Below are 21,031 nucleotides of genomic sequence, written 5' to 3' on the forward strand. Positions count from 1 at the left end.
CTCAGATACCCCAGAGAATCTGCACACCCCAGACGAAGTAAGCGAACATTGCAACGCCGCATACTGCCTGGAAAAGGAAACGTATAGCCGTCGCGGACTTGCCGAACGCCATTGGCGTCAGGTAGTCAGTCGCGATGGTCCACATGCCGACCCAGGCGTGAGCGCCGAGAGCAACAAGGGCCAGGAGGCTGAAAATACGCATCCCGTTGTGAGCGAACAGTTCATGCCACTGGGCGTACTCGAGGCCTGGGTGGGCCACGACGTATCCGATCAGAAAGATGAAGTAAGCCGCGAGAACGACCGCCGACACACGTTGCGCCATCCAGTCATAGAGGCCCGAACGCGAGAGGTTCGTGACGTTAGTTACCATATCCAGACTCCTGCCAGAACGATTACCACCACGGAAACGGCGATAACGATTTTCGAGCCCAGCTTGCCGCCTTCCAGCGTCTCACCGATGCCCATGTCCATGATCAAGTGGCGCACACCGGCAACCAGGTGATACAGCAGAGCGGACAGGATGCCCCAAATCACTAGCTTGGCTAGCGGACTGGTCAGACACGCTTTCACCTGACCGAAGCCTTCCTCGGAGCTCAGCGACTTGTCCAATGCGTAAAGCATGATGGCAAGGCACACAAAGAGGATGACACCGGAGATACGGTGAAGAATGGACGTGTAAGCAGTGACTGGGAGTTTGATGGTCCTTAGGTCTAGGTTTACAGGTCGTTGGCTTTTCACGGCTTTTTTTTCACACTGAAGAGCCCCTAACAATCAGGGCAAAGTTGTTGGGGAGTGCACTGGTCAGGTAACCACCACCCAGGGATGCGACCCCCAATGAAAGCAAGCCCAAAAGCCCTTGGCGGTCGGTGGCCGAGTATAGACAGTTAGGCTACTAATGACAACGCAATCACCTACCCCCAATAGCTGATTGCACAAGTCGCATAAAAGGCGTAAATGGCAGTCAATTTCGAGGAAAAAGTGCGCTTAAAGCCTTCTGGAGCAAGACTTTAGGCAAATTGACATTCGAATTTATCTCACTATAGTGGTGCGGGCCCTGCGTGGGGGGTCTGTCTGATGGTTCAAGCATAAATAGGAGGCCACATGGCTGACAAAAAAGCGCAGTTGATCATCGAGGGCGCAGCCCCCGTCGAGCTGCCCATTTTAACCGGCACCGTTGGTCCCGATGTAATCGATGTTCGGGGCCTGACGGCCACGGGCCGCTTCACTTTCGACCCGGGTTTCATGTCGACCGCTTCGTGCGAATCGAAGATCACCTATATCGACGGCGACAACGGCATTCTGTTGCACCGCGGCTACCCGATCGAACAGCTGGCTGAAAAGTCGGACTACCTGGAAACCTGCTACCTGCTGCTCAACGGCGAACTGCCGACCGCAGAACAGAAGGCCCAGTTCGTCAGCACCGTGAAAAACCACACCATGGTTCACGAGCAGCTGAAAACCTTCTTCAACGGTTTCCGTCGCGACGCCCACCCGATGGCCGTCATGTGCGGCGTAGTCGGCGCCCTCTCGGCCTTCTACCACGACTCCCTGGACATCAATAACCCGCAGCATCGCGAAATCTCCGCGATCCGTCTGGTTGCCAAGATGCCGACCCTGGCAGCGATGGTTTACAAGTACTCCATGGGCCAACCCATGATGTACCCGCGCAACGACCTGACGTACGCGGAAAACTTCCTGCACATGATGTTCAACACCCCGTGCGAGATCAAACCGATCAGCCCGGTACTCGCCAAGGCCATGGACCGGATCTTCATCCTCCATGCCGACCACGAGCAGAACGCATCGACCTCCACCGTGCGTCTGGCAGGCTCCTCGGGTGCCAACCCGTTCGCCTGTATCGCCGCCGGTATCGCCGCACTGTGGGGCCCTGCCCACGGCGGTGCGAACGAAGCCGTATTGACCATGCTTGACGAGATTGGCGATGTGTCCAACATCGACAAGTTCATCGCCAAGGCCAAGGACAAGAACGATCCGTTCAAGCTGATGGGCTTCGGTCACCGGGTTTACAAGAACCGCGACCCTCGCGCGACTGTGATGAAGCAGACCTGCGACGAAGTGCTGAAAGAACTGGGCATCAACAACGACCCGCAACTCGAACTGGCCATGCGCCTGGAAGAGATCGCGCTGACCGACCCGTACTTCATCGAGCGCTCGCTGTACCCGAACGTCGACTTCTACTCGGGGATCATCCTCAAGGCGATCGGCATTCCAACCAGCATGTTCACTGTGATCTTCGCTCTGGCCCGTACCGTCGGCTGGATCTCGCACTGGAAAGAAATGCTCTCCAGCCCGTACAAGATTGGCCGTCCGCGCCAGTTGTATACTGGCTATGAGTCGCGTGATATCACCAAGCTGGAAGATCGCAAATAAGACCTGTCTTGCGATAACGTCTTGAAGTTGTATCGGGAACGGCCTCTTATATAGAGGCCGTTTTTGTTTGTTTGGTCGCAGCGGCCTAGGGGCCGACTGGGTTTTGGGGGTTTGGGGTTTTGGGTGTATATCCGTTGCTGCGGTAACGGCCTCCTATGGTTTCGCTCTTACAGCGAGTCACCTTTTCCAAACGCCGAAAAGGTAACCCAAAAGGCTTTGCCCCGGCGTACGGCACTTCGCTGAGGCTCAGTGTTCCCTCGCTACGGTGTCCATCCGGGGGCATCGCCTCCGGTTTGCTTCGCTGCACCTCCTCTCGATGTATGCGGCTTCGCCGCATGGCGCTGCGCGCCTACCCCCTGATGGACACCTTCGCTCGGCCTGCCGAAGGGGCAGAAGATCAAAAGCCACATCAAAAGCCAAAGCCAAAGCCAAAGCCAAAGCCAAAGCCAAAGCCAAAGCCAAAGCCAAAGCAGATCAAAAGATCACAGCCTTCGGCAGCTCCTACATGGGATTGGGTGTTTTCATTTGGAGTTTGGTCGGCTGGTAGGCCGCCTTCGCGAGCAAGCCCGCTCCCACAGTTGGATTGAGTGCATTCAGTTAGAGATCGGTCGGCTCGTAGGCCGCCATCGCCAGCAGGTACAGTTCAGATTGCATGCTGCCCCTGCGGCGCAGCCGCCCCACTCAACACAATGAGCGTTAGCTCGAGTACCGCTTTTGATTTTGATCTGAGGGCCCGTCGGCAGGCTGAGGGGAGGGATTTATCCGGGGGTGGGAGCGCAGCGACCGTTTGGCGCAGCCAAACACAGCGAGAGGAGGTGCAGCGAAGCAAACCGTAGGCGCTGCCCCCCGGATGAATCCCGGAGCGAAGGAACCCGAGCCCAGGCGAGGGCCGAACGTCAGGGCACAGACCTTTTGGTTACTTTTGGGGCGTTTGCCAAAAGTGACCCGCCGTAAGGGCGGAACCCTAAGTAGCCGTTACCGCAGCAACGGATATGTACTCAATAACCACCAAACACCAAGGCCCTAGCCCGATAACCGCCCACAAAAAAATGCCCCGATCTCTCAACCGGGGCATTCCACTCAAAACATCTAATCAGCGATCAGTGCGAAACCGCCCCACTCGCCCCCAACCCCGTCTGCGAACGCACAAACTGCGGGAAGAACAGCGCCCGCTCGTTCTCGGCCGCAGCCGACTTGTCGGTGATCGAGAAGAACCAGATCCCGATGAACGCGATCACCATCGAGAACAGCGCCGGATACTCGTACGGGAAGATCGCCTTCTCGTGATGCAGAATCTGCACCCAGATGGTCGGGCCAAGGATCATCAGCCCCACCGCACTCACCAGCCCCAGCCAGCCGCCGATCATCGCGCCGCGGGTGGTCAGCTTCTTCCAGTACATCGAAAGCAACAGCACCGGGAAGTTGCAGCTCGCCGCGATGGAGAACGCCAGGCCAACCATGAACGCAATGTTCTGGCTTTCGAACAGGATGCCCAAGCCGATCGCCAGCACACCCAGTGCGATGGTGGTGATCTTCGACACGCGAATCTCATCCTTGTCGTTGGCCTTGCCCTTCTTGATCACGCTGGCATACAGGTCGTGCGACACCGCCGAAGCACCGGCCAGAGTCAGACCCGCCACTACCGCCAGAATGGTCGCGAACGCCACCGCCGAGATGAAGCCGAGGAAGATGCTGCCACCCACTGCGTCAGCCAGGTGCACCGCCGCCATGTTGTTGCCGCCGAGCAGAGCGCCCGCCGCGTCCTTGAAGTCAGGATTGGTGCTGACCAGCAGAATCGCGCCGAAGCCGATGATGAAGGTCAGGATGTAGAAGTAGCCAATGAAACCGGTGGCGTACAGCACGCTCTTGCGGGCTTCTTTGGCGTCACTCACGGTGAAGAAGCGCATCAGGATGTGCGGCAGACCAGCGGTACCGAACATCAGGGCCAGGCCCAGGGAGAACGCCGAAATCGGATCTTTCACCAGACCGCCCGGGCTCATGATCGCTTCACCTTTCGGGTGAACCTTGATTGCCTCGGAGAACAGTGTGTTGAAGTCGAAGTTGACGTGTTTCATCACCATCAGCGCCATGAACGAGGCACCGGACAGCAACAGCACAGCCTTGATGATCTGCACCCAGGTGGTCGCCAGCATGCCGCCAAACAGCACGTACATGCACATCAGGATACCGACCAGAATCACCGCAACGTAGTAGTCGAGACCGAACAGCAGCTGGATCAGCTTGCCGGCACCCACCATTTGCGCGATCAGGTAGAACGCTACCACCACCAGCGAACCGCAGGCAGACAGGGTGCGGATCTGGGTTTGCCCGAGGCGGTAGGACGCCACGTCGGCAAAGGTGTATTTGCCCAGGTTACGCAGACGCTCGGCGATCAGGAACAGAATGATCGGCCAGCCCACCAGAAAGCCGATCGAGTAGATCAGGCCGTCGTAGCCGGAGGTGAACACCAGCGCGGAAATCCCCAGGAAGGATGCCGCCGACATGTAGTCACCGGCAATCGCCAGACCATTCTGAAAACCAGTGATCTTGCCGCCCGCCGCATAGTAGTCGGCGGCCGACTTGTTGCGCTTGGAGGCCCAGTAGGTGATGCACAGGGTCGCACCGACGAACACCACGAACATGGCGATGGCGGAAACGTTGAGCGGTTGTTTGTGGACTTCGCCGGTCAAGGCGTCAGCGGCCCAGACGGCTGGAGCGAACGCTGCGATGCTCAAAAGAGCCAGTAGACGCCGGATCATTGCTGAGCCTCCTTGAGAATCGCATTGTTCAGGTCGTCAAACTCGCCATTGGCGCGCCGTACGTAGATCGCGGTCAGGATGAAGGCCGAGACAATCAAGCCGACACCAATCGGAATGCCCCAGGTAATCGAAGATCCCGGACTGAGTTTCGCCCCGAGCACTTGCGGCCCGTAGGCGATCAGCAGAATGAATGCGGAGTAAAGCCCGAGCATGATTGCCGAGAGAATCCAGGCGAATCGTTCCCTTTTTCTCACCAGCTCCTTGAAGCGCGGGCTGTTTTGAATCGAGAGGTAAATGCTGTCGTTCATTGTTTTTATCCTCGCAGCACAGATTATTGTTGGAACGTATCCACTGTATGCGGCTGCGGAACGGGTTCCAGACGACCTTAGTATTAGAACGACATGACGTTTTCGCCAATTTTCGGACGGTAATTAGCCGAAAGAAATGGAAAGAGGCTTTGAAACAGCCGTAAACCCTGTAAAGAAGGGTGCACAAGAAACAAATGTGGGAGCGGGCTTGCTCGCGAAGGCGGTGTGCCAGTCAATGCAAATGTGACTGATACGACGCCTTCGCGAGCAAGCCCGCTCCCACAGGGTTATTGCAGTGTCTGGGTTATTTGGTCCAGTCAGCCACGCGATCCGGGTGCTTGGCGACCCAATCCTTGGCTGCCGCTTCTGGCTTGGCGCCGTCCTGGATGGCCAGCATGACTTCGCCGATCTCGTCTTTCGACGCCCACTGGAAGTTTTTCAGGAACTTGGCAACTTCTGGAGCCTTGGCATCCAGCTCTTTGCTGCCGATGCTGTTCACGGTTTCAGCCGCGCCGTACACGCCTTTCGGGTCGTCGAGGAAACGCAGTTTCCACTTGGCGAACATCCAGTGCGGCACCCAACCGGTGACCGCAATCGACTCGTTCTTTTTCTCGGCGCGGGTCAGCTCGGCAATCATGCCGGCGCCGGAACTGGCCTTGAGCGTATATTTGTCCAGGCCGTAATCCTTGATCGCCTGATCGGTTTTGAGCATTACGCCTGAACCGGCGTCGATGCCGACGATGCGGTTCTTGAAGCTGTCATCGGTCTTGAGGTCTTCGATCGATTTCGCTTTGACGTACTCCGGCACGATCAGGCCGATTTTCGCATCCTTGAAGTTCGGGCCGTAATCCACGACCAGATCCTTGTTCTTCGCCCAGTATTCGCCGTGGGTGACCGGCAGCCAGGCCGAAAGCATCGCATCGAGTTTGCCGGTGGCCACGCCCTGCCACATGATCCCGGTGGCGACGGCTTGCAACTTCACGTCGTAGCCGAGTTTCTGCTTGATCACCTCGGCCGCCACATGGGTGGTCGCGACGCTGTCGGACCAGCCGTCAACGTAACCGATGTTCAGGGTCTGTTTTTCAGCGCTGGCGAATGTGGAACTCATCGCAAGCACCAGAGCGGCACCTGCGCCTAAAAGTCGTCGCATCTTCATCGTTTACTTCCCCGAAATGCTGCGCCCGACGGATGCCGGGCATCGTCAACGTATTGTTATGGTGCACAGCGCCCCCATCACGCCTGACCGCAAACTCGCTTGAACGCCAGTGGAGTGCTGACGCTTTCGATCATCGGCCTGACGCCCGCAGCGACCTGCTCTGTCAGCGACCTCAATACACCGAGAAACGACATCAGAAGGCCATTAATCGCCTCCGAATAAATGGCGCCAGACAATCCGCCCGAACTTTGCATGGGCAAATCATGCAGGCCACCAACCGCTGAAAAATGCAGGTAACATGCGTCGCTTTGCAGCCACTCGGCCTGACCATGTCCGCGACTTCCCGCTTTCCCTTTCTTCCTTACCTCTTCGCCTGCCTGCTCGGCCTGTTTGCCCTCGGCGGCTTCTGGTACGGCCTCGGCAAACCGGTGATCCTGCCGGACGCCGCGACCCCGACGCACAAGTTGCAATGCGCCTCCTACACGCCGTTCGACAAGGATCAGTCGCCGTTCGACGTACCGTTCAAACTGCGCCCGGAGCGCATGGACGCCGACCTCGCCCTGCTGGCGACGCGCTTCGAGTGCATCCGCACCTATTCGATGACCGGCCTCGAAGCGCTGCCGGAACTGGCGCGCAAACACGGTTTGAAGCTGATGATCGGCGCCTGGGTCAACAGCAACCCGGTGGACACCGAAAAAGAGGTCGACCAGTTGATCGCCTCGGCCAACGCCAACCCGGATGTGGTCAGCGCGGTGATCGTCGGCAACGAAGCCTTGCTGCGCAAGGAAGTCACCGGCGCGCAACTGGCCAGACTGATCAACAAGGTCAAAAGCCAGGTCAAGCAACCGGTCACCTATGCCGATGTCTGGGAGTTCTGGCTCAAGCACCCGGAAGTCGCGCCGGCGGTGGATTTCCTGACCATTCACCTGTTGCCGTACTGGGAAGACGATCCGTCGAACATCGACGTCGCGCTGCAACATGTGGCGGATGTGCGTCAGGTGTTCGGCAACAAGTTCGCGCCCAAGGACGTGATGATCGGCGAAACCGGTTGGCCCAGCGAAGGTCGCCAGCGCGAGACCGCCCTGCCGAGCCGGGTCAACGAGGCCAAGTTCATTCGCGGTTTTGTCGCGATGGCCGAGAAGGAAGGCTGGCATTACAACCTGATCGAGGCGTTCGACCAGCCATGGAAGCGTGGCAGCGAAGGTGCGGTCGGCGGCTATTGGGGCCTGTTTGATGCCGATCGCCAGGACAAGGGTGTGCTCGCCGGACCGGTGACCAACGTGCCGTACTGGAAGGAATGGCTGGGGGTTGGCGGGCTGATCTTCCTCGGCACGCTGCTGCTCGGCGGCCGGGTGCGCACCACCCGATCGGCATTGATCCTGCCGCTGCTCGGTGCGCTGGCCGCCTGCTCGATCGGCGCCTGGGGTGATCTGGCGCGAGTGACCACGCGGTTTGCCAGCGAATGGCTGTGGGTCGGTTTGCTGACGGTATTGAATCTGTTAGTGCTGGCCCATGCCGCGCTGAGCCTGAGCGCCCGCCAGGGTTGGCGTGAACGCGTCTTCAATCGGCTCGAGCGCCGTGCCGGCTGGCTGGTGGCGCTGGCAGGTTTCGCGGCGGCGGTGATGATGCTGGAGATGGTCTTCGACGCACGTTATCGCAGCTTTGCCAGCATGGCGTTCATCCTGCCGGCGCTGGTTTACGTGTGCCGACCGGTCAGTGTGCCGCGTCGGGAAATCGCCCTGCTGACCTTTATCATCGATGCCGGCATTGCGCCGCAGTTGTATGAAGAGGGATTGTTGAATCAGCAGGCATGGGGCTGGGCGTTGGTCAGCGGGTTGCTGGTGGCGGCACTTTGGCGCTGCCTGCGGGTTCGCAAGGGCTGATCTCCAGAGGCCAGTCTTGCCCCTTCGCGAGCAAGCCCGCTCCCACATTTGATTGCATTCCAACTGAAGGAACTCGATTAAATGTGGGAGCGGGCTTGCTCGCGAAGGCTGACTATCAGGCGCTACGGGATTCCCGGACCAACCGCAACCCGGCAATCACCACCGCAAATACCGCCAAAGTCGTGTTGTACAACGCCAGCGCCGGCAACCCGAACACCAGCGCCAGCACCGCCAGCCACCACCCTGCCCGCCCGGGCAGTACAAATCCCAGCAGCGCTGCACCCAGCGCGGTCCAGCCCAACACCTTGAAGTGGATCATCAGCCCGAGGTTCGAACGTACCGAGCATTCCCAACGGCTCGCTTCATCGACGCAGATGCCAACCCACCGTCCGTCCTCCATAAAGCCATAACGCGCGCCATAACTGGCGGCCAGCCACAGCGGCAACAGAACGAGCAACAGGATCACGGGCAAGCGGCGGGACATGAATCTCTCCAATCAACGAAATCGGCGGCCAGCTTAATCGCACTTGTACCGTTGGCAAGTACTAACAACTGTTAACTGGTCATCCGCGCCTTGCAAAGTGTATCGTCCAGCTACTATTACTCCGAATTCTGCCTGTTTGGTGCCGAGGCATGGCACTTTGGCGCAACCCCGGTGGTCATAGCCTGCGAACTTCATTCGGCACCTTCCTTTAAGGGATCCAGTCATGCTCCGTTCCTTGCGCTTCGCCGCGCTTTTCTGCGGCCTTATTCTGAGTGCGTCCGCACTGGCGGTGGATATCGATGCCGCCGGTTATGGCTATCCCCTGACCAACCCGTTCGAGGCGACCATCGCCACGACGCCACCGGACCTGCGCCCGGAATTGCCGTCGGACGACGAGATCAACCAGTCCGACCACAGCATTACCCTGCGCCCGGAACGGGCATTCATTCTCCCGGACAATTTCTGGGCCGTGAAAAAACTCACGTACCGCATCGCCGAGCAGGACAAACCGGCGCCGCTGATCTTCCTGATCGCCGGCACCGGCGCGCGCTATGACAGCGCGATCAACGAATACCTGAAGAAGCTCTATTACAAGGCCGGCTACCACGTCGTGCAGTTGTCGTCGCCGACCAGCTTCGACTTCATCAGCGCCGCCTCACGCTTCGCCACCCCGGGCATCACCAAGGAAGACGCCGAAGACATGTACCGGGTGATGCAAGCCGTGCGCGCGCAACATCCGAAATTGCCGGTCACCGAGTACTACCTCAGCGGCTACAGCCTCGGTGCGCTGGATGCCGCGTTCGTCGCGCACCTGGACGAAACCCGGCGCAGCTTCAACTTCAAGAAAGTCCTGCTGCTCAACCCGCCGGTCAACCTCTATACCTCGATCACCAACCTCGACAAGCTGGTGCAGACCGAGGTGAAAGGCATCAACAACAGCACCACCTTCTATGAACTGGTGCTGAACAAGCTGACCCGCTACTTCCAGCAGAAAGGCTACATCGACCTCAACGACGCCCTGCTCTACGACTTCCAGCAGTCGAAACAGCATCTGACCAACGAACAGATGGCGATGCTGATCGGCACCTCGTTCCGTTTCTCGGCGGCCGACATTGCCTTCACTTCCGACCTGATCAACCGTCGCGGCCTGATCACCCCGCCGAAATTCCCGATCACCGAAGGCACCAGCCTCACGCCATTCCTCAAGCGTGCGCTGCAATGCGACTTCGACTGCTACCTGACCGAACAGGTAATCCCGATGTGGCGCGCGCGCACCGACGGCGGCAGCCTGTTGCAACTGATCGACCAGGTCAGCCTGTACGCGCTCAAGGATTACCTGCACGACAGCCCGAAAATCGCCGTCATGCATAACGCCGACGATGTGATCCTCGGCCCCGGCGACCTCGGTTTCCTGCGCAAGACCTTCGGCGATCGCCTGACCGTTTATCCTTACGGCGGCCATTGCGGCAACCTTAACTACCGCGTCAACAGCGACGCCATGCTGGAGTTCTTCCGTGGCTAAATATCTCCTGCTGATTGCAGCGCTCCTCAGTGCAGGCGTGGCCCAGGCCGACAACAGCAAAGCCAACGCGCCAGTGGTGGTCGACAACGACGGCTTCAAGGAACCGCTGTCCAAACTCAAGTTCAACCCTGGTCTGGACCAGCGTGAATTCGAACGCTCGACGCTTAACGCGCTCAACGTTTACGACCCGTTGGAGTCGTGGAACCGCCGCGTCTACCACTTCAACTACCGCTTCGACCAATGGGTGTTCCTGCCAGTGGTCGACGGTTATCGCTACGTGACGCCAAGCTTCCTGCGTACCGGGGTGAGCAACTTCTTCAACAACCTCGGCGACGTGCCGAACCTGGTCAACAGCCTGCTGCAGTTCAAGGGCAAGCGCTCGATGGAAACCACGGCGCGGCTGCTGCTCAACACCACCATCGGCGTCGCCGGTCTGTGGGACCCGGCCACCGCCATGGGCCTGCCGCGCCAGAGCGAAGACTTCGGTCAGACCCTGGGCTTCTACGGCGTACCGGGCGGCGCCTACTTCGTGTTGCCGATCCTCGGCCCGTCGAACATCCGCGACACCGCCGGCCTGGCCGTCGACTACACCGCCGAATCGGCGATCAACTACCTGAACGTGTCGAAAGTCAGCGAAAACCACCCGGAAATCTGGGCCCTGCGCGCGGTCGACAAGCGCTACCAGACCAACTTCCGCTACGGCCAGATGAACTCGCCGTTCGAGTACGAGAAAGTCCGTTACGTGTACACCGAGTCGCGCAAGCTGCAGATTGCCGAGTAAGCGCTTCCAACCGCTGGCAAGCATCGGCCCCGCCGAGCTTGTCAGCGCGTCTGCACGCCCGACATTCTTTTCATATGCCTGCCCTTCTGCGCCAGCCCGGGTAAAGACTGACGCCGCCCTTTCGTCTTTCAGGCAGCGGCGTACGCCCGGTCAACTGGGTGGGCAGGCGATCCCTTCCGAGGAGTCATGATGTACTTGCTTATTGCCTCTGACCTGGATGGCACGCTGCTGCTGCCAGGCGATACTTTCGGTGCCTTTACCAAAAGCGTGATTCACAGCCTGAAACGCGCAGGTCATCACATCGTGCTGGCAACGGGTCGGCATCAGACGGACGTCGAGTCATTGCTCGACAGTCAGTCACCGCCGGTTCACCTGATCACCGCCAATGGCGCGCGCATCTCCAGCACCTGTGGCGGGCTTTCACTGAGCGCGGAATTATCGACCGCCGTTGTTCAGACATTGCTCGAGGAAACCCGCGCCGACACCGACCTGACCATCAACCTTTACTGCCGATCCTGCTGGCTGATGAGTCGAGAAGACGAAAACCTGAAGGACTTCAGCCAGAACCCGGACTTCCAGCCAACACTCTGCGCGACCGAGAATCTGCCGCTGCAGGCTGTGCAGAAAGTGTTTTTCTTTCAACGCAGCAAGGATCATGACGCCCTGCTCAGGCTGCAGGCGCGGCTGGAACAACGGCTGGGCGATCAGATCGGCACGGTATTCACGTTTCCATGGTGCCTGGAGGTCATGGCCAGAGACGTCTCCAAGGGCAATGCCCTGAAGCAGCTGGCCGAATTCCTCAACGTGCCCATTCAGGCCTGCATCGCGTTTGGTGACGCCATGAACGACGCCGACATGCTGGCCAGTGTCGGCAAAGGCGTGCTGATGGGCAACGCACATGCCGAGTTGATACAGGCACTGCCCGAAGCGGAGATCATCGGCCGATGCACCGATGAAGCCGTCGCGCACTACCTGTCGAAGCATCTGCTGAAGAGCGCTGATCGCCCGGCATGAACACCTGCGGGCGTCCTTACGCCCGCACAGCTTTCCACAATTTGCCAACCAGGCTCACCGCGAGCAACACCACGCCCCCGGCAATAATCCCGGCCACGCCATTGAGCAGCACCGGGACTGCAAACCCGACACTACCGGACGCCGCACCCACACTTTCAATCCAGTGATGCACCGCAGGAATGCCGTGGGTGAGGATGCCGCCGCCGACCAGGAACATCGCCGCCGTGCCGATCACCGACAGGCCTTTCATCATGTACGGCGCGGCGCGCAGGATCGCGTTGCCGATGCTTTTCGCTGCGGCACCGGGTTTCTGCGTCAGCCACAGGCCGAGGTCGTCGAGTTTGACGATGCCGGCCACCAGACCATAAACACCGACAGTCATGACGATGGCGATGCCGGACATCACGATCACTTGCTGGGTCAGCGAAGCGTCGGCCACGGTGCCGAGGGTGATGGCGATGATTTCCGCCGAAAGGATGAAATCGGTGCGGATCGCGCCTTTGATCTTGTCCTTCTCGTAAGCCACCAGATCGGTGCTCGGCGCGGCCACGGCCTCGGTCAATTGCGCATGTCCGGCGTCATCTTCGGCCTTGCTGTGCAGGAACTTGTGCGCGAGTTTCTCGAAGCCTTCGAAGCACAGATAGGCGCCGCCGACCATTAACAGCGGCGTCACCAGCCACGGCACAAACGCACTGATCGCCAACGCCGACGGCACCAGAATCAGTTTGTTGAGAAACGAGCCCTTGGCCACCGCCCAGACCACGGGAATTTCCCGCTCGGCGCGCACGCCGGAGACTTGCTGGGCATTGAGCGCCAGGTCATCGCCGAGTACGCCGGCGGTCTTCTTGGCGGCCATTTTGCTCATCAACGCCACATCATCCAGAACCGTAGCGATGTCGTCGATCAGCACCAGCAAACTGCTTCCTGCCATGGGTCAGGCTTCCCTACATGAAAAAAGTGCGCGCAGCATACCGCGCCGCACTCACGGGAGCGAGACGCTAAGGCACCTGCCAGCCACCCCCCAGGCTCTGGAACAGCGCGACACTGCCCTGACTGAGCAAACCTTGCGTGTCGCGCAGGTTCTGCTCGGCCTGCAACAGCACCAATTGCTGAGTCAATACCGCTTGCTGGCTGACCGTGCCCGCGCGCTGCTGCGCCTGCTGGCTGCCGAACAATTGCTGATTGCGCTGGAACATCTGCTCGTAGGCCTGCGCCTGGGTGTGCAGGTGATTGATCGCCGACAGGTTGTCCTCGACGTTCTGCAACGCACCGAGCACCGTGCCGCGATAATTCGCCACGTCCTGATCGTAGGTGGCTTCGGCTTCCTGCTTGGCGGCTTCGCGGGCGCCGCCGTCGAAAATCGTTTCGGCCAGCGCCGGGCCGAGGGTCCAGATGCGGTTCGGCACCGAGAACAGACCGCCCAGCGCCGTGCCGCGAAAACCGCCTTCGGCGGTCAGGCTCAGGGTCGGGAAAAACGCCGCTTCGGCGACGCCGATTCGCGCGTTGGCCGCTGCTGCCAGGCGTTCGGCCGAGACTACATCAGGACGCCGCAATAGCAGATTCGACGGCAGCACCGGCGGCGGCATCGGCGTGGTGAACTGATAGTCGGCAGCCTTGGGCAGATTGAACTGCGCCGGCGCCACGCCCACCAGCACCGCCAATGCATGCTCGGCCTGCTCGCGTGAACGCTGCGCGGTTTGCAGCGCGGCAATCACCGTGCTCAATTGATCCTGCGCCACCAGCAATTGATCGTTGGTCGCCGTACCCTGCACGGTTTGCGCCTGGATCATCGTCAGCAGTTGCTGGTTGATGGTCTGCTGTTGCTGCAACAGATCGATGTCGATATCCAGTTGCCGCAGCCCCAGATAATTGGTCGCTACGCTCGCTCCAATCGACAGCCGCACCCCGGCCAGCAAGGCATCGGACGATTGCAGCGAGGCCTGGCTCGATTCGATGCCGCGCCGCACCTGGCCCCACAGATCCGGCTCCCAACTGGCGCTCAAGGTCGCGCTGACGGATTGCTCGACGGTGCCGCCACTGCTGCTGGTGCCGGTCAAGCCGCTGGTGGTGCTGCCGCTGGCCCCGCCACCGACCCCGCGCGCGCCGGACAAGCCCACGCCCACCGTCGGCCACAACCCGGCGCGGCTCGATGCCACTTGTGCCTGCGCCAGCCGATACGCCGCTTCGGCGCCAATGATCGACGGGTTGGCCATGGCCGAGCGCTCGACCAGATCGTTGAGTATCGGATCCTGATAAATCCGCCACCACTGACTGTTCAGCGCCCCCTGCGGATTGGCCTGGGCGCGCTGCCATTGGGTGCCTTCCTTGAAGGAGGTCGGCAGTTCCATGGCCGGTTTCTGATAATCCGGACCGACCATGCAGCCACTCAACAACAGCGCCATGATCAATGCCAGCACTAACCCCTGTGGGAGCGGGCTTGCTCGCGAAAGCGATTTCACCTTCACCATCAATGCTGGCTGACCCGACGCCTTCGCGAGCAAGCCCGCTCCCACAGGGGATTTGCGACGTTTCATCTATTGCTCCTTACGCTTCAGGCGCTGCGACGCCCGATCCAGCCAAAGGTAGATCACCGGCGTGGTGTACAGCGTCAGCAACTGGCTGAACAGCAAGCCGCCAATGATCGAAATCCCCAACGGTCGGCGCAGCTCCGAGCCATAGCCGGTGCCGAGCACCAGCGGCAGCGCGCCAAGAATTGCCGCCAGCGTGGTCATCATGATCGGCCGGAAACGGATCAGACAGGCGCGGCGAATCGCTTCTTTCGCGCTGAGGCCGAATTCGCGGCGCTCGGTGATGGCGAAGTCGATCATCATGATCGCGTTCTTCTTCACGATCCCGATCAACAGAATCACCCCCACCAGCGCGATGATCGACAGTTCAGTCCCCGTCAGCAGCAACGCGATCAACGCACCGACCCCGGCCGAGGGCAAGGTCGAAAGAATCGTCAGCGGATGCACCAGACTCTCGTAAAGCATCCCCAGCACGACATACACCGACAGCAGCGCCGCGACGATCAGCAGCGGTTCACTGGCCACCGAAGACTGGAACACCTGCGCGGTGCCGGCGAACTGGCCGACCACGCTGGCCGGCATGCGCAATTGCTTCACGGCGTTTTCCACTAACGCCGTCGCCTGACCGATGGATACGCCTGGCGCGAGGTTGAACGAAGCGGTCACCGCTGGAAAGGTGCCCTGATGACTGATCGAAATCGCTGTGCGCCCCACCGAATAATCAGCAACAGCCGACAGCGGCACCAACGGTTGCGAAGCGGTGGCGCTGAGGTTCGGCGCCGCCGCAGCGCCCTTGGTGGTGACGGCCGCCGTGCCCACCGGCACGTAGACATTTTTCAGGGTGGCCGGGTCAGCCCAGTACGGCGGCGCAACTTCCATCACTACGTGGTACTGGTTGGCGGAACGGTAGATGGTCGAGACCTGACGCTGGCCGAACGCGTCATACAGCGTCTGGTCGATGGCCGACATGCTCACGCCCAGTCGCGCCGCCGCATCACGATTGACGGTGACGCTGGCCATCAGGCTGTTGTCCTGCTGATCGGTGTTGATGTCGGTCAGTTGCGGCAAGGTGTGCAGCGCCGCCACGACTTTGGGCACCCATTCATCGAGGGTGCTCTGGTCATCGGCGGTCATCGTGTACTGATACTGCGCCCCGCTCTGCCGCCCGCCAACGGTGATGTCCTGCGCTGATTGCAGGTACAGGCGCGTGCCGGGCATGTCGCCCAGGGTGCGGCGAATCTGCCCGATGACCTGATCGGCGCTGTCCTTGCGATCGGCCAGTGATTTGAGGGTAATGAACAACTGCGCACTGTTGACCGCGCCGCCGATCCCGCCGCCACCGCCGACAAAACCACCGACGGTGGCCACGTTCGGATTGCTCAGCACCTTCTGGTTGATCTCGCTGAAGTTCGACTGGATCGCCCCGAAGGAAATGCTCTGCGCCGCGATGATGCTGCCGGACATGCGCCCGGTGTCTTCCTGCGGGAAAAAGCCCTTGGGCACCATCACGTACAGGACGCACGCCAGCACGATCACCAGCAACGTCAGCAACCCCATCAGGAACGAATGCTCCACCACCCAGCCCAGGGTGCGGTCATAGAAGCGGTGAAAGCGCGAATCCGGATGATCTTCGCCGTCCCCAGCCTGCTCATTGGTACGCAGCAGCACGCTGGCGAGCATCGGCGTCACGGTCAGTGATACCAGCATCGAAATCACGATGGCCACCGACAGCGAAATCGAAAACTCGCGAAACAGTCGCCCGACTATGCCGCCCATCAGCAGTAACGGAATGAACACCGCCACCAGCGACACACTGATGGTCATCACCGTGAAGCCGACCTCGCGCGCCCCGGCCAGCGCCGCCTGCACACGGCTTTCGCCCTTCTCCAGATGGCGCATGATGTTCTCGACCACCACGATCGCATCGTCCACCACAAACCCGGTGGAAATGGTCAGCGCCATCAACGACAGGTTGTTCAGGCTATAGCCGAGAAAGTACATCGCGCCAAACGTGCCGAGCAGCGACAACGGCACGACGATGGCCGGGATCAGCGTGCTGCGCCAGTCGCGGAAGAACGCGAACGTCACCAGCGTCACCAGTGCGATGGAAATCAGCAGGGTCATTTCCACGTCATGCAACGACGCACGAATGGTGGTGGTGCGATCCATCAGGATGTTGATCTTGATCGCCGAAGGGATCGAACTTTGCAGAAACGGCAGGTCGGCCTTCACCGCATCCACGGTGTCGATGACGTTGGCCCCGGGCTGCTTGAACACCACCAGCAGCACCGCTGGTTTGCCGTTGGACAGGCCGAAGTTGCGCAGGTCTTCGACGTCTTCGGTGACGTCGCCCAGATCAGAAATGCGCACCAGATCGCCATTGTTTTTCTTCACCACCAACGGCCCGTAATCGGCGCCCTGATAGAGCATGTCGTTGGCCTTGAGGCCATAGGATTGAGCGCCGAGCGCCACCGTGCCCTTGGGCAGATTGACGTTGGACGCCTGAATCACCTGGCGCACCTGTTCGAGGCTGACGCCATAGCGGTTGAGCCGATCCGGGTTGAGCTCGATGCGTACCGCCGGCAGCGCCGCGCCGCCCACCGTCACGTCGCCGACCCCGGTGGTCTGCAACAGGCGTTGCTCAAGCAGGGTCGAGGCCACGTCATACATCTGCCCGCGTGTCGCGGTGTCGGAGGTCAGGCTGAGGATCAGGATCGGCGAGTCGGCCGGGTTGACCTTGCGGTAGGTCGGGTTGCCGGACAGGTCGCTCGGCAGATTGCTGCGCGCCGCGTTGATCGCCGCCTGCACGTCCCGGGCGGCGCCGTCGATGTCGCGGTTGAGGTCGAACTGCAGGGTGATGCGCGTCGCCCCCAGCGAACTCGACGAGGTCATTTCAGTGACCCCGGCGATCTGCCCGAACTGGCGCTCCAGCGGCGTCGCCACCGACGATGCGACAGTGCTCGGATCAGCGCCGGGCAACGAAGCGCGCACGCTGATGGTGGGGAAATCCACTTCCGGCAGCGGCGCCACTGGCAGCAGGTTGAACGCCAACACGCCGAACAGCGCCAGCCCCACCGCCAGCAACGTGGTGGCGATCGGGCGCTGGATGAACGGCGCGCTAAGGTTCATCGCGATAGGCCTCGACCAGCGCTGGCCGGCGCCGAGTGAAACGCTGCTCCAGACTGTGCATGGCGAGGAAAATCACCGGGGTCGAAAACAGCGTCAACAACTGACTGAGCAGCAGCCCGCCGATGATCGCGATGCCCAGCGGATGACGCAGCTCCGAACCGATCCCGGTGCCCAGCGCCAGTGGCACCGCGCCAAACAGCGAGGCCATGCTGGTCATCAGGATCGGCCGAAAACGCAGCTCGGCCGCCTGACGAATCGCCGCCACGGCATCGAGCCCGCCCTCGCGCTCAAGCTCCAGCGCGAAGTCGACCATCATGATGCCGTTCTTCATCACGATCCCGATCAACAGCACGATGCCGATCAGGCCGATGATGTCGAACTGCGTGCCGGTGATCAGCAACGCCAGCAGCGCGCCCAGCGCTGCCGAGAGCAAGGTCGAAAGAATCGTCACCGGGTGCACGAAGCTCTCGTAGAGAATGCCCAGCATCAGGTACACGACGATGATCGCCGCCAGCACCAGAAACACCTGATTCGACAGTGACGCCTCGAACGTCGCCGCCGCCCCCTCCAGATTAGCCTGCACCGACAGCGGCAGGCCGGCCTTGGCTTCGATCTCGTTGAGCCGGGTCACTGCAGCACCAAGGGTCTGGCCGGGGGCGAGGTTGAACGACACGTCGGCATAGGGAAATTGCCCGAGGCGGTTGATGGTCACCGGCGCGCGAATCACCTGCATGGTCGCCATGCTGGACAGCGGTGCCACCCCGCCGCCGGGAATATCGACGTAGAGCCCGGTCAGCAAATCGGCCAGATTGTGCGGCGGATGATCAGTGGCAATCACCACGTGATACTGGTTGAGCTGGGTGTAGATGGTCGACACCTGACGCTGGCCGAAGGCGTCGTACAGCACATCGTCGATGGCTTGCGGGGTGATCCCCAGACGTGAAGCGGTGGCGCGGTCGAAGTTGAGCTGGATCTGATTGCCGAACTGCATCGCCTGGCTCTGCACATCGGTGAACATCGGGTCCTGCTTGATCGCCGCCAGCAATGTGTTGGTCCACTGCTCCAGCTCATCCGGGTCGGTGGCCTGCAGGCCGAGGCGGTAGCTGGTGGTCGAGACCGTGGCGTCCAGCGTCAGGTCCTGCACGCTGTGCAGGTACAGGCGAATCCCGGCGTCGTCGGCGTTGGCGTCCGAGAGCCGGCGAATCACTGCCGCGCTGCTGTCGCGGTCGCCGTGGGGCTTGAGGTTGATCAGCAGGTTGCCCTGATTGATCGTCGGGTTGGTCTGGTCGATACCGACGAACGACGACAGGCTGGCCACCGCGGGATCTTTCAGAATTCGTGCGGCCAGCCGTTGCTGTTCGATCTGCATCTGCTGGAAGGAAATCGTCGGCGAGGCCTGGGAAATACCCTGGATCAGCCCGGTGTCCTGCTCGGGGAAAAAGCCCTTGGGCATCACCACAATGATCAGCAGGGTCAGTGCCCCGGTGAACACAATGGAAATCAGCGTCAACCCGCGGTGCAGCAACACCCAGTCCAGGCCCTTGACGTAATAGCCGTTGATCCGGTCGAAGAAATCGACCCGGCGCTCCTCGTGCCTGTGCTTGAGCATGCGCGAGCACATCATTGGCGTCAGGGTCAGGGTGATCAGCGCCGAGATGACGATGGTCACCGCCACGGTCATGGCAAATTCACGGAACAATCGCCCGACCACATCGCCCATGAACAGCAGCGGAATCATCACCGCGATCAGCGCCACCGACAGCGAAATGATCGTGAAGCCGATCTGCTCCGAGCCCTTGAGCGCAGCCTCCATCGGCGAGTCGCCGGCCTCGATGTAACGGGTGATGTTTTCGATCATGACGATGGCGTCATCGACCACGAAACCGATGGCGATGGTCAGCGCCATCAACGTCAGGTTATTCAGCGAAAAGCCCAGCCCATAGGCCACTGCAAGCGTACCGACCAGGGTCAGCGGAACGGTTACCGCCGGAATGATCGTCGCCGGGAGATTGCGCAGGAACAGGAAAATCACGATCACCACCAGCAGCACCGCCACACCGAGTTCGTACTGCACGTCGGTGACCGAGGCACGAATGGTTTGCGTGCGATCGGTGAGCACGTTGACCTTGAGCGTCGCCGGCAGACTGGCGCGCAATTTGGGCAACAGTTGCTGCACACGGTCAACCACGTCGATCACGTTGGCGCCGGGCTGGCGCTGGATATTCAGGACAATCGACGGCGTGCTATTGGTCCACGCGGCCTGGCGTGGATTCTCCGGGCCCTGGGTCGAACTGGCGATCTGCGACAGACGGATCGGCGCGCCGTTCTTGTAGGCGATCACCAGGTCGCGGTACTCCTCGGCCGACTGCAACTGGTCGTTGGTGCCGATCGAATACGCCTGATATTTGCCGTCGATATTGCCCTTGGCCTGATTGACGTTGGCCGTGCCCAGCGAAGTGCGCAGGTCATCGAGGGACAGACCGAGATTGTTCAGCGCCGAGGTGTTGGCCTCGACCCGCACCGCCGGGCGCTGACCGCCGCTGATGGTGACCAGGCCGACGCCGGTGATCTGCGAAATTTTCTGCGCCAGCCGCGTGTCGGCAAGGTCTTCAACCTTGGTCAGCGGCAGCACGTCGGAGGTCAGCGACAGGGTCAGCACCGGCGCGTCGGCCGGATTGACCTTGCTGTACACCGGCGGGTACGGCAGGTTGGCTGGCAGGAACGTGCCGGCGGCGTTGATCGCGGCCTGCACTTCCTGCTCGGCAACATCCAGCGACAGCGACAGATCGAATTGCAGGGTCACCACCGAAGCGCCGTCGGAGCTGGTGGAGCTCATCGATTTGAGGCCCGGCATCTCGCCGAGCTGACGCTCCAGCGGCGCGGTGATCGACGAACTGATCACCTCGGGACTCGCGCCGGGGTATTGAGTGAAGACCTGGATAGTCGGGTAATCGACCTCGGGCAACGCCGACACCGACAGCAAGTGATAACCGAGCATGCCCAGCAACAGCACCGCCACCATCAACAGCGTGGTAGCGACCGGGCGTTCGATGAAGGGGCGCGAGACGTTCATGTT

General features: G+C 60.7%; 16 protein-coding genes. 5 read left to right on the forward strand and 11 right to left on the reverse strand.

Annotation, left to right across the window (positions count from 1 at the left end):
• Position 1: 1 nt before the first annotated feature.
• Positions 2 to 370 (reverse strand): succinate dehydrogenase, hydrophobic membrane anchor protein, encoded by a 369-nt coding sequence (sdhD, locus tag M0814_RS18980; protein ID WP_003222999.1) that lies wholly within the window; start codon positions 368 to 370, stop codon positions 2 to 4.
• Positions 364 to 738 (reverse strand): succinate dehydrogenase, cytochrome b556 subunit, encoded by a 375-nt coding sequence (sdhC, locus tag M0814_RS18985; protein WP_016773673.1) that lies wholly within the window; start codon positions 736 to 738, stop codon positions 364 to 366. The genes sdhD and sdhC overlap by 7 nt, the downstream gene beginning before the upstream one ends.
• Before the next feature lie 363 nt (positions 739 to 1,101).
• Between sdhC and gltA the strand changes: the two genes are divergently transcribed.
• Complete coding sequence (gltA, locus tag M0814_RS18990) at positions 1,102 to 2,391, forward strand: citrate synthase (RefSeq protein WP_003222994.1); 1,290 nt, start codon at positions 1,102 to 1,104, stop codon at positions 2,389 to 2,391.
• A gap of 1,100 nt (positions 2,392 to 3,491) precedes the next feature.
• On the opposite strand, the gene M0814_RS18995 is transcribed toward gltA, so the two are convergent.
• The 4 genes from M0814_RS18995 to M0814_RS19010 all read right to left on the reverse strand — a co-directional run bounded on the left by M0814_RS18995 (position 3,492) and on the right by M0814_RS19010 (position 6,868).
• Entirely contained in the window at positions 3,492 to 5,150 is a 1,659-nt protein-coding gene (locus M0814_RS18995; RefSeq protein WP_103486067.1) for a cation acetate symporter, read from the reverse strand.
• Positions 5,147 to 5,458: a DUF485 domain-containing protein gene (locus M0814_RS19000; protein ID WP_003222991.1), complete on the reverse strand. Its 312-nt coding sequence runs from the start codon at positions 5,456 to 5,458 to the stop codon at positions 5,147 to 5,149. Before M0814_RS19000 ends, M0814_RS18995 begins: the two co-directional genes overlap by 4 nt.
• Before the next feature lie 304 nt (positions 5,459 to 5,762).
• A complete protein-coding gene (locus M0814_RS19005) occupies positions 5,763 to 6,614 on the reverse strand; it encodes a glycine betaine ABC transporter substrate-binding protein (RefSeq protein ID WP_003222989.1) in 852 nt (283 codons plus the stop codon).
• Between the two features lie 77 nt (positions 6,615 to 6,691).
• Positions 6,692 to 6,868 (reverse strand): hypothetical protein, encoded by a 177-nt coding sequence (locus M0814_RS19010; RefSeq protein WP_247868518.1) that lies wholly within the window; start codon positions 6,866 to 6,868, stop codon positions 6,692 to 6,694.
• A 33-nt stretch (positions 6,869 to 6,901) separates the two neighbouring features.
• Between M0814_RS19010 and M0814_RS19015 the strand changes: the two genes are divergently transcribed.
• On the forward strand, positions 6,902 to 8,497 hold the full coding sequence (locus M0814_RS19015; protein ID WP_103486066.1) for a beta (1-6) glucans synthase: 1,596 nt from the start codon (positions 6,902 to 6,904) through the stop codon (positions 8,495 to 8,497).
• Positions 8,498 to 8,612: 115 nt separating this feature from the next.
• Here the strand turns inward: M0814_RS19015 and M0814_RS19020 are convergent, their stop codons facing one another.
• Entirely contained in the window at positions 8,613 to 8,981 is a 369-nt protein-coding gene (locus tag M0814_RS19020; RefSeq protein ID WP_003222985.1) for a hypothetical protein, read from the reverse strand.
• Between the two features lie 223 nt (positions 8,982 to 9,204).
• Between M0814_RS19020 and M0814_RS19025 the strand changes: the two genes are divergently transcribed.
• From M0814_RS19025 to M0814_RS19035, 3 genes are all read left to right on the forward strand, one after another.
• Positions 9,205 to 10,503, forward strand: a complete 1,299-nt coding sequence (locus M0814_RS19025; protein ID WP_003222983.1) for a hypothetical protein — start codon at positions 9,205 to 9,207, stop codon at positions 10,501 to 10,503.
• The gene (locus M0814_RS19030; RefSeq protein ID WP_003222981.1) at positions 10,496 to 11,284 is read left to right on the forward strand and encodes a VacJ family lipoprotein; all 789 of its coding nucleotides are present in this window, start codon (positions 10,496 to 10,498) and stop codon (positions 11,282 to 11,284) included. Before M0814_RS19025 ends, M0814_RS19030 begins: the two co-directional genes overlap by 8 nt.
• 189 nt (positions 11,285 to 11,473) lie before the next feature.
• On the forward strand, positions 11,474 to 12,298 hold the full coding sequence (locus tag M0814_RS19035; RefSeq protein ID WP_103486065.1) for a Cof-type HAD-IIB family hydrolase: 825 nt from the start codon (positions 11,474 to 11,476) through the stop codon (positions 12,296 to 12,298).
• A 16-nt stretch (positions 12,299 to 12,314) separates the two neighbouring features.
• Here M0814_RS19035 and M0814_RS19040 read toward each other — a convergent pair whose 3' ends face one another.
• The 4 genes from M0814_RS19040 to M0814_RS19055 all read right to left on the reverse strand — a co-directional run bounded on the left by M0814_RS19040 (position 12,315) and on the right by M0814_RS19055 (position 21,028).
• The gene (locus tag M0814_RS19040) at positions 12,315 to 13,229 is read right to left on the reverse strand and encodes a DUF808 domain-containing protein (RefSeq protein ID WP_103486064.1); all 915 of its coding nucleotides are present in this window, start codon (positions 13,227 to 13,229) and stop codon (positions 12,315 to 12,317) included.
• A 67-nt stretch (positions 13,230 to 13,296) separates the two neighbouring features.
• Entirely contained in the window at positions 13,297 to 14,700 is a 1,404-nt protein-coding gene (locus M0814_RS19045; RefSeq protein ID WP_247868519.1) for an efflux transporter outer membrane subunit, read from the reverse strand.
• Positions 14,701 to 14,832: 132 nt separating this feature from the next.
• Positions 14,833 to 17,955: an efflux RND transporter permease subunit gene (locus tag M0814_RS19050; RefSeq protein ID WP_103486061.1), complete on the reverse strand. Its 3,123-nt coding sequence runs from the start codon at positions 17,953 to 17,955 to the stop codon at positions 14,833 to 14,835.
• Positions 17,945 to 21,028 (reverse strand): efflux RND transporter permease subunit, encoded by a 3,084-nt coding sequence (locus tag M0814_RS19055; protein WP_103486060.1) that lies wholly within the window; start codon positions 21,026 to 21,028, stop codon positions 17,945 to 17,947. The genes M0814_RS19050 and M0814_RS19055 overlap by 11 nt, the downstream gene beginning before the upstream one ends.
• Positions 21,029 to 21,031: the final 3 nt, after the last annotated feature.

The sequence above is a fragment of the Pseudomonas sp. MWU12-2020 genome, from assembly GCF_023100605.1.
In the GTDB taxonomy this organism is placed as follows: domain Bacteria; phylum Pseudomonadota; class Gammaproteobacteria; order Pseudomonadales; family Pseudomonadaceae; genus Aquipseudomonas; species Aquipseudomonas fluorescens_H.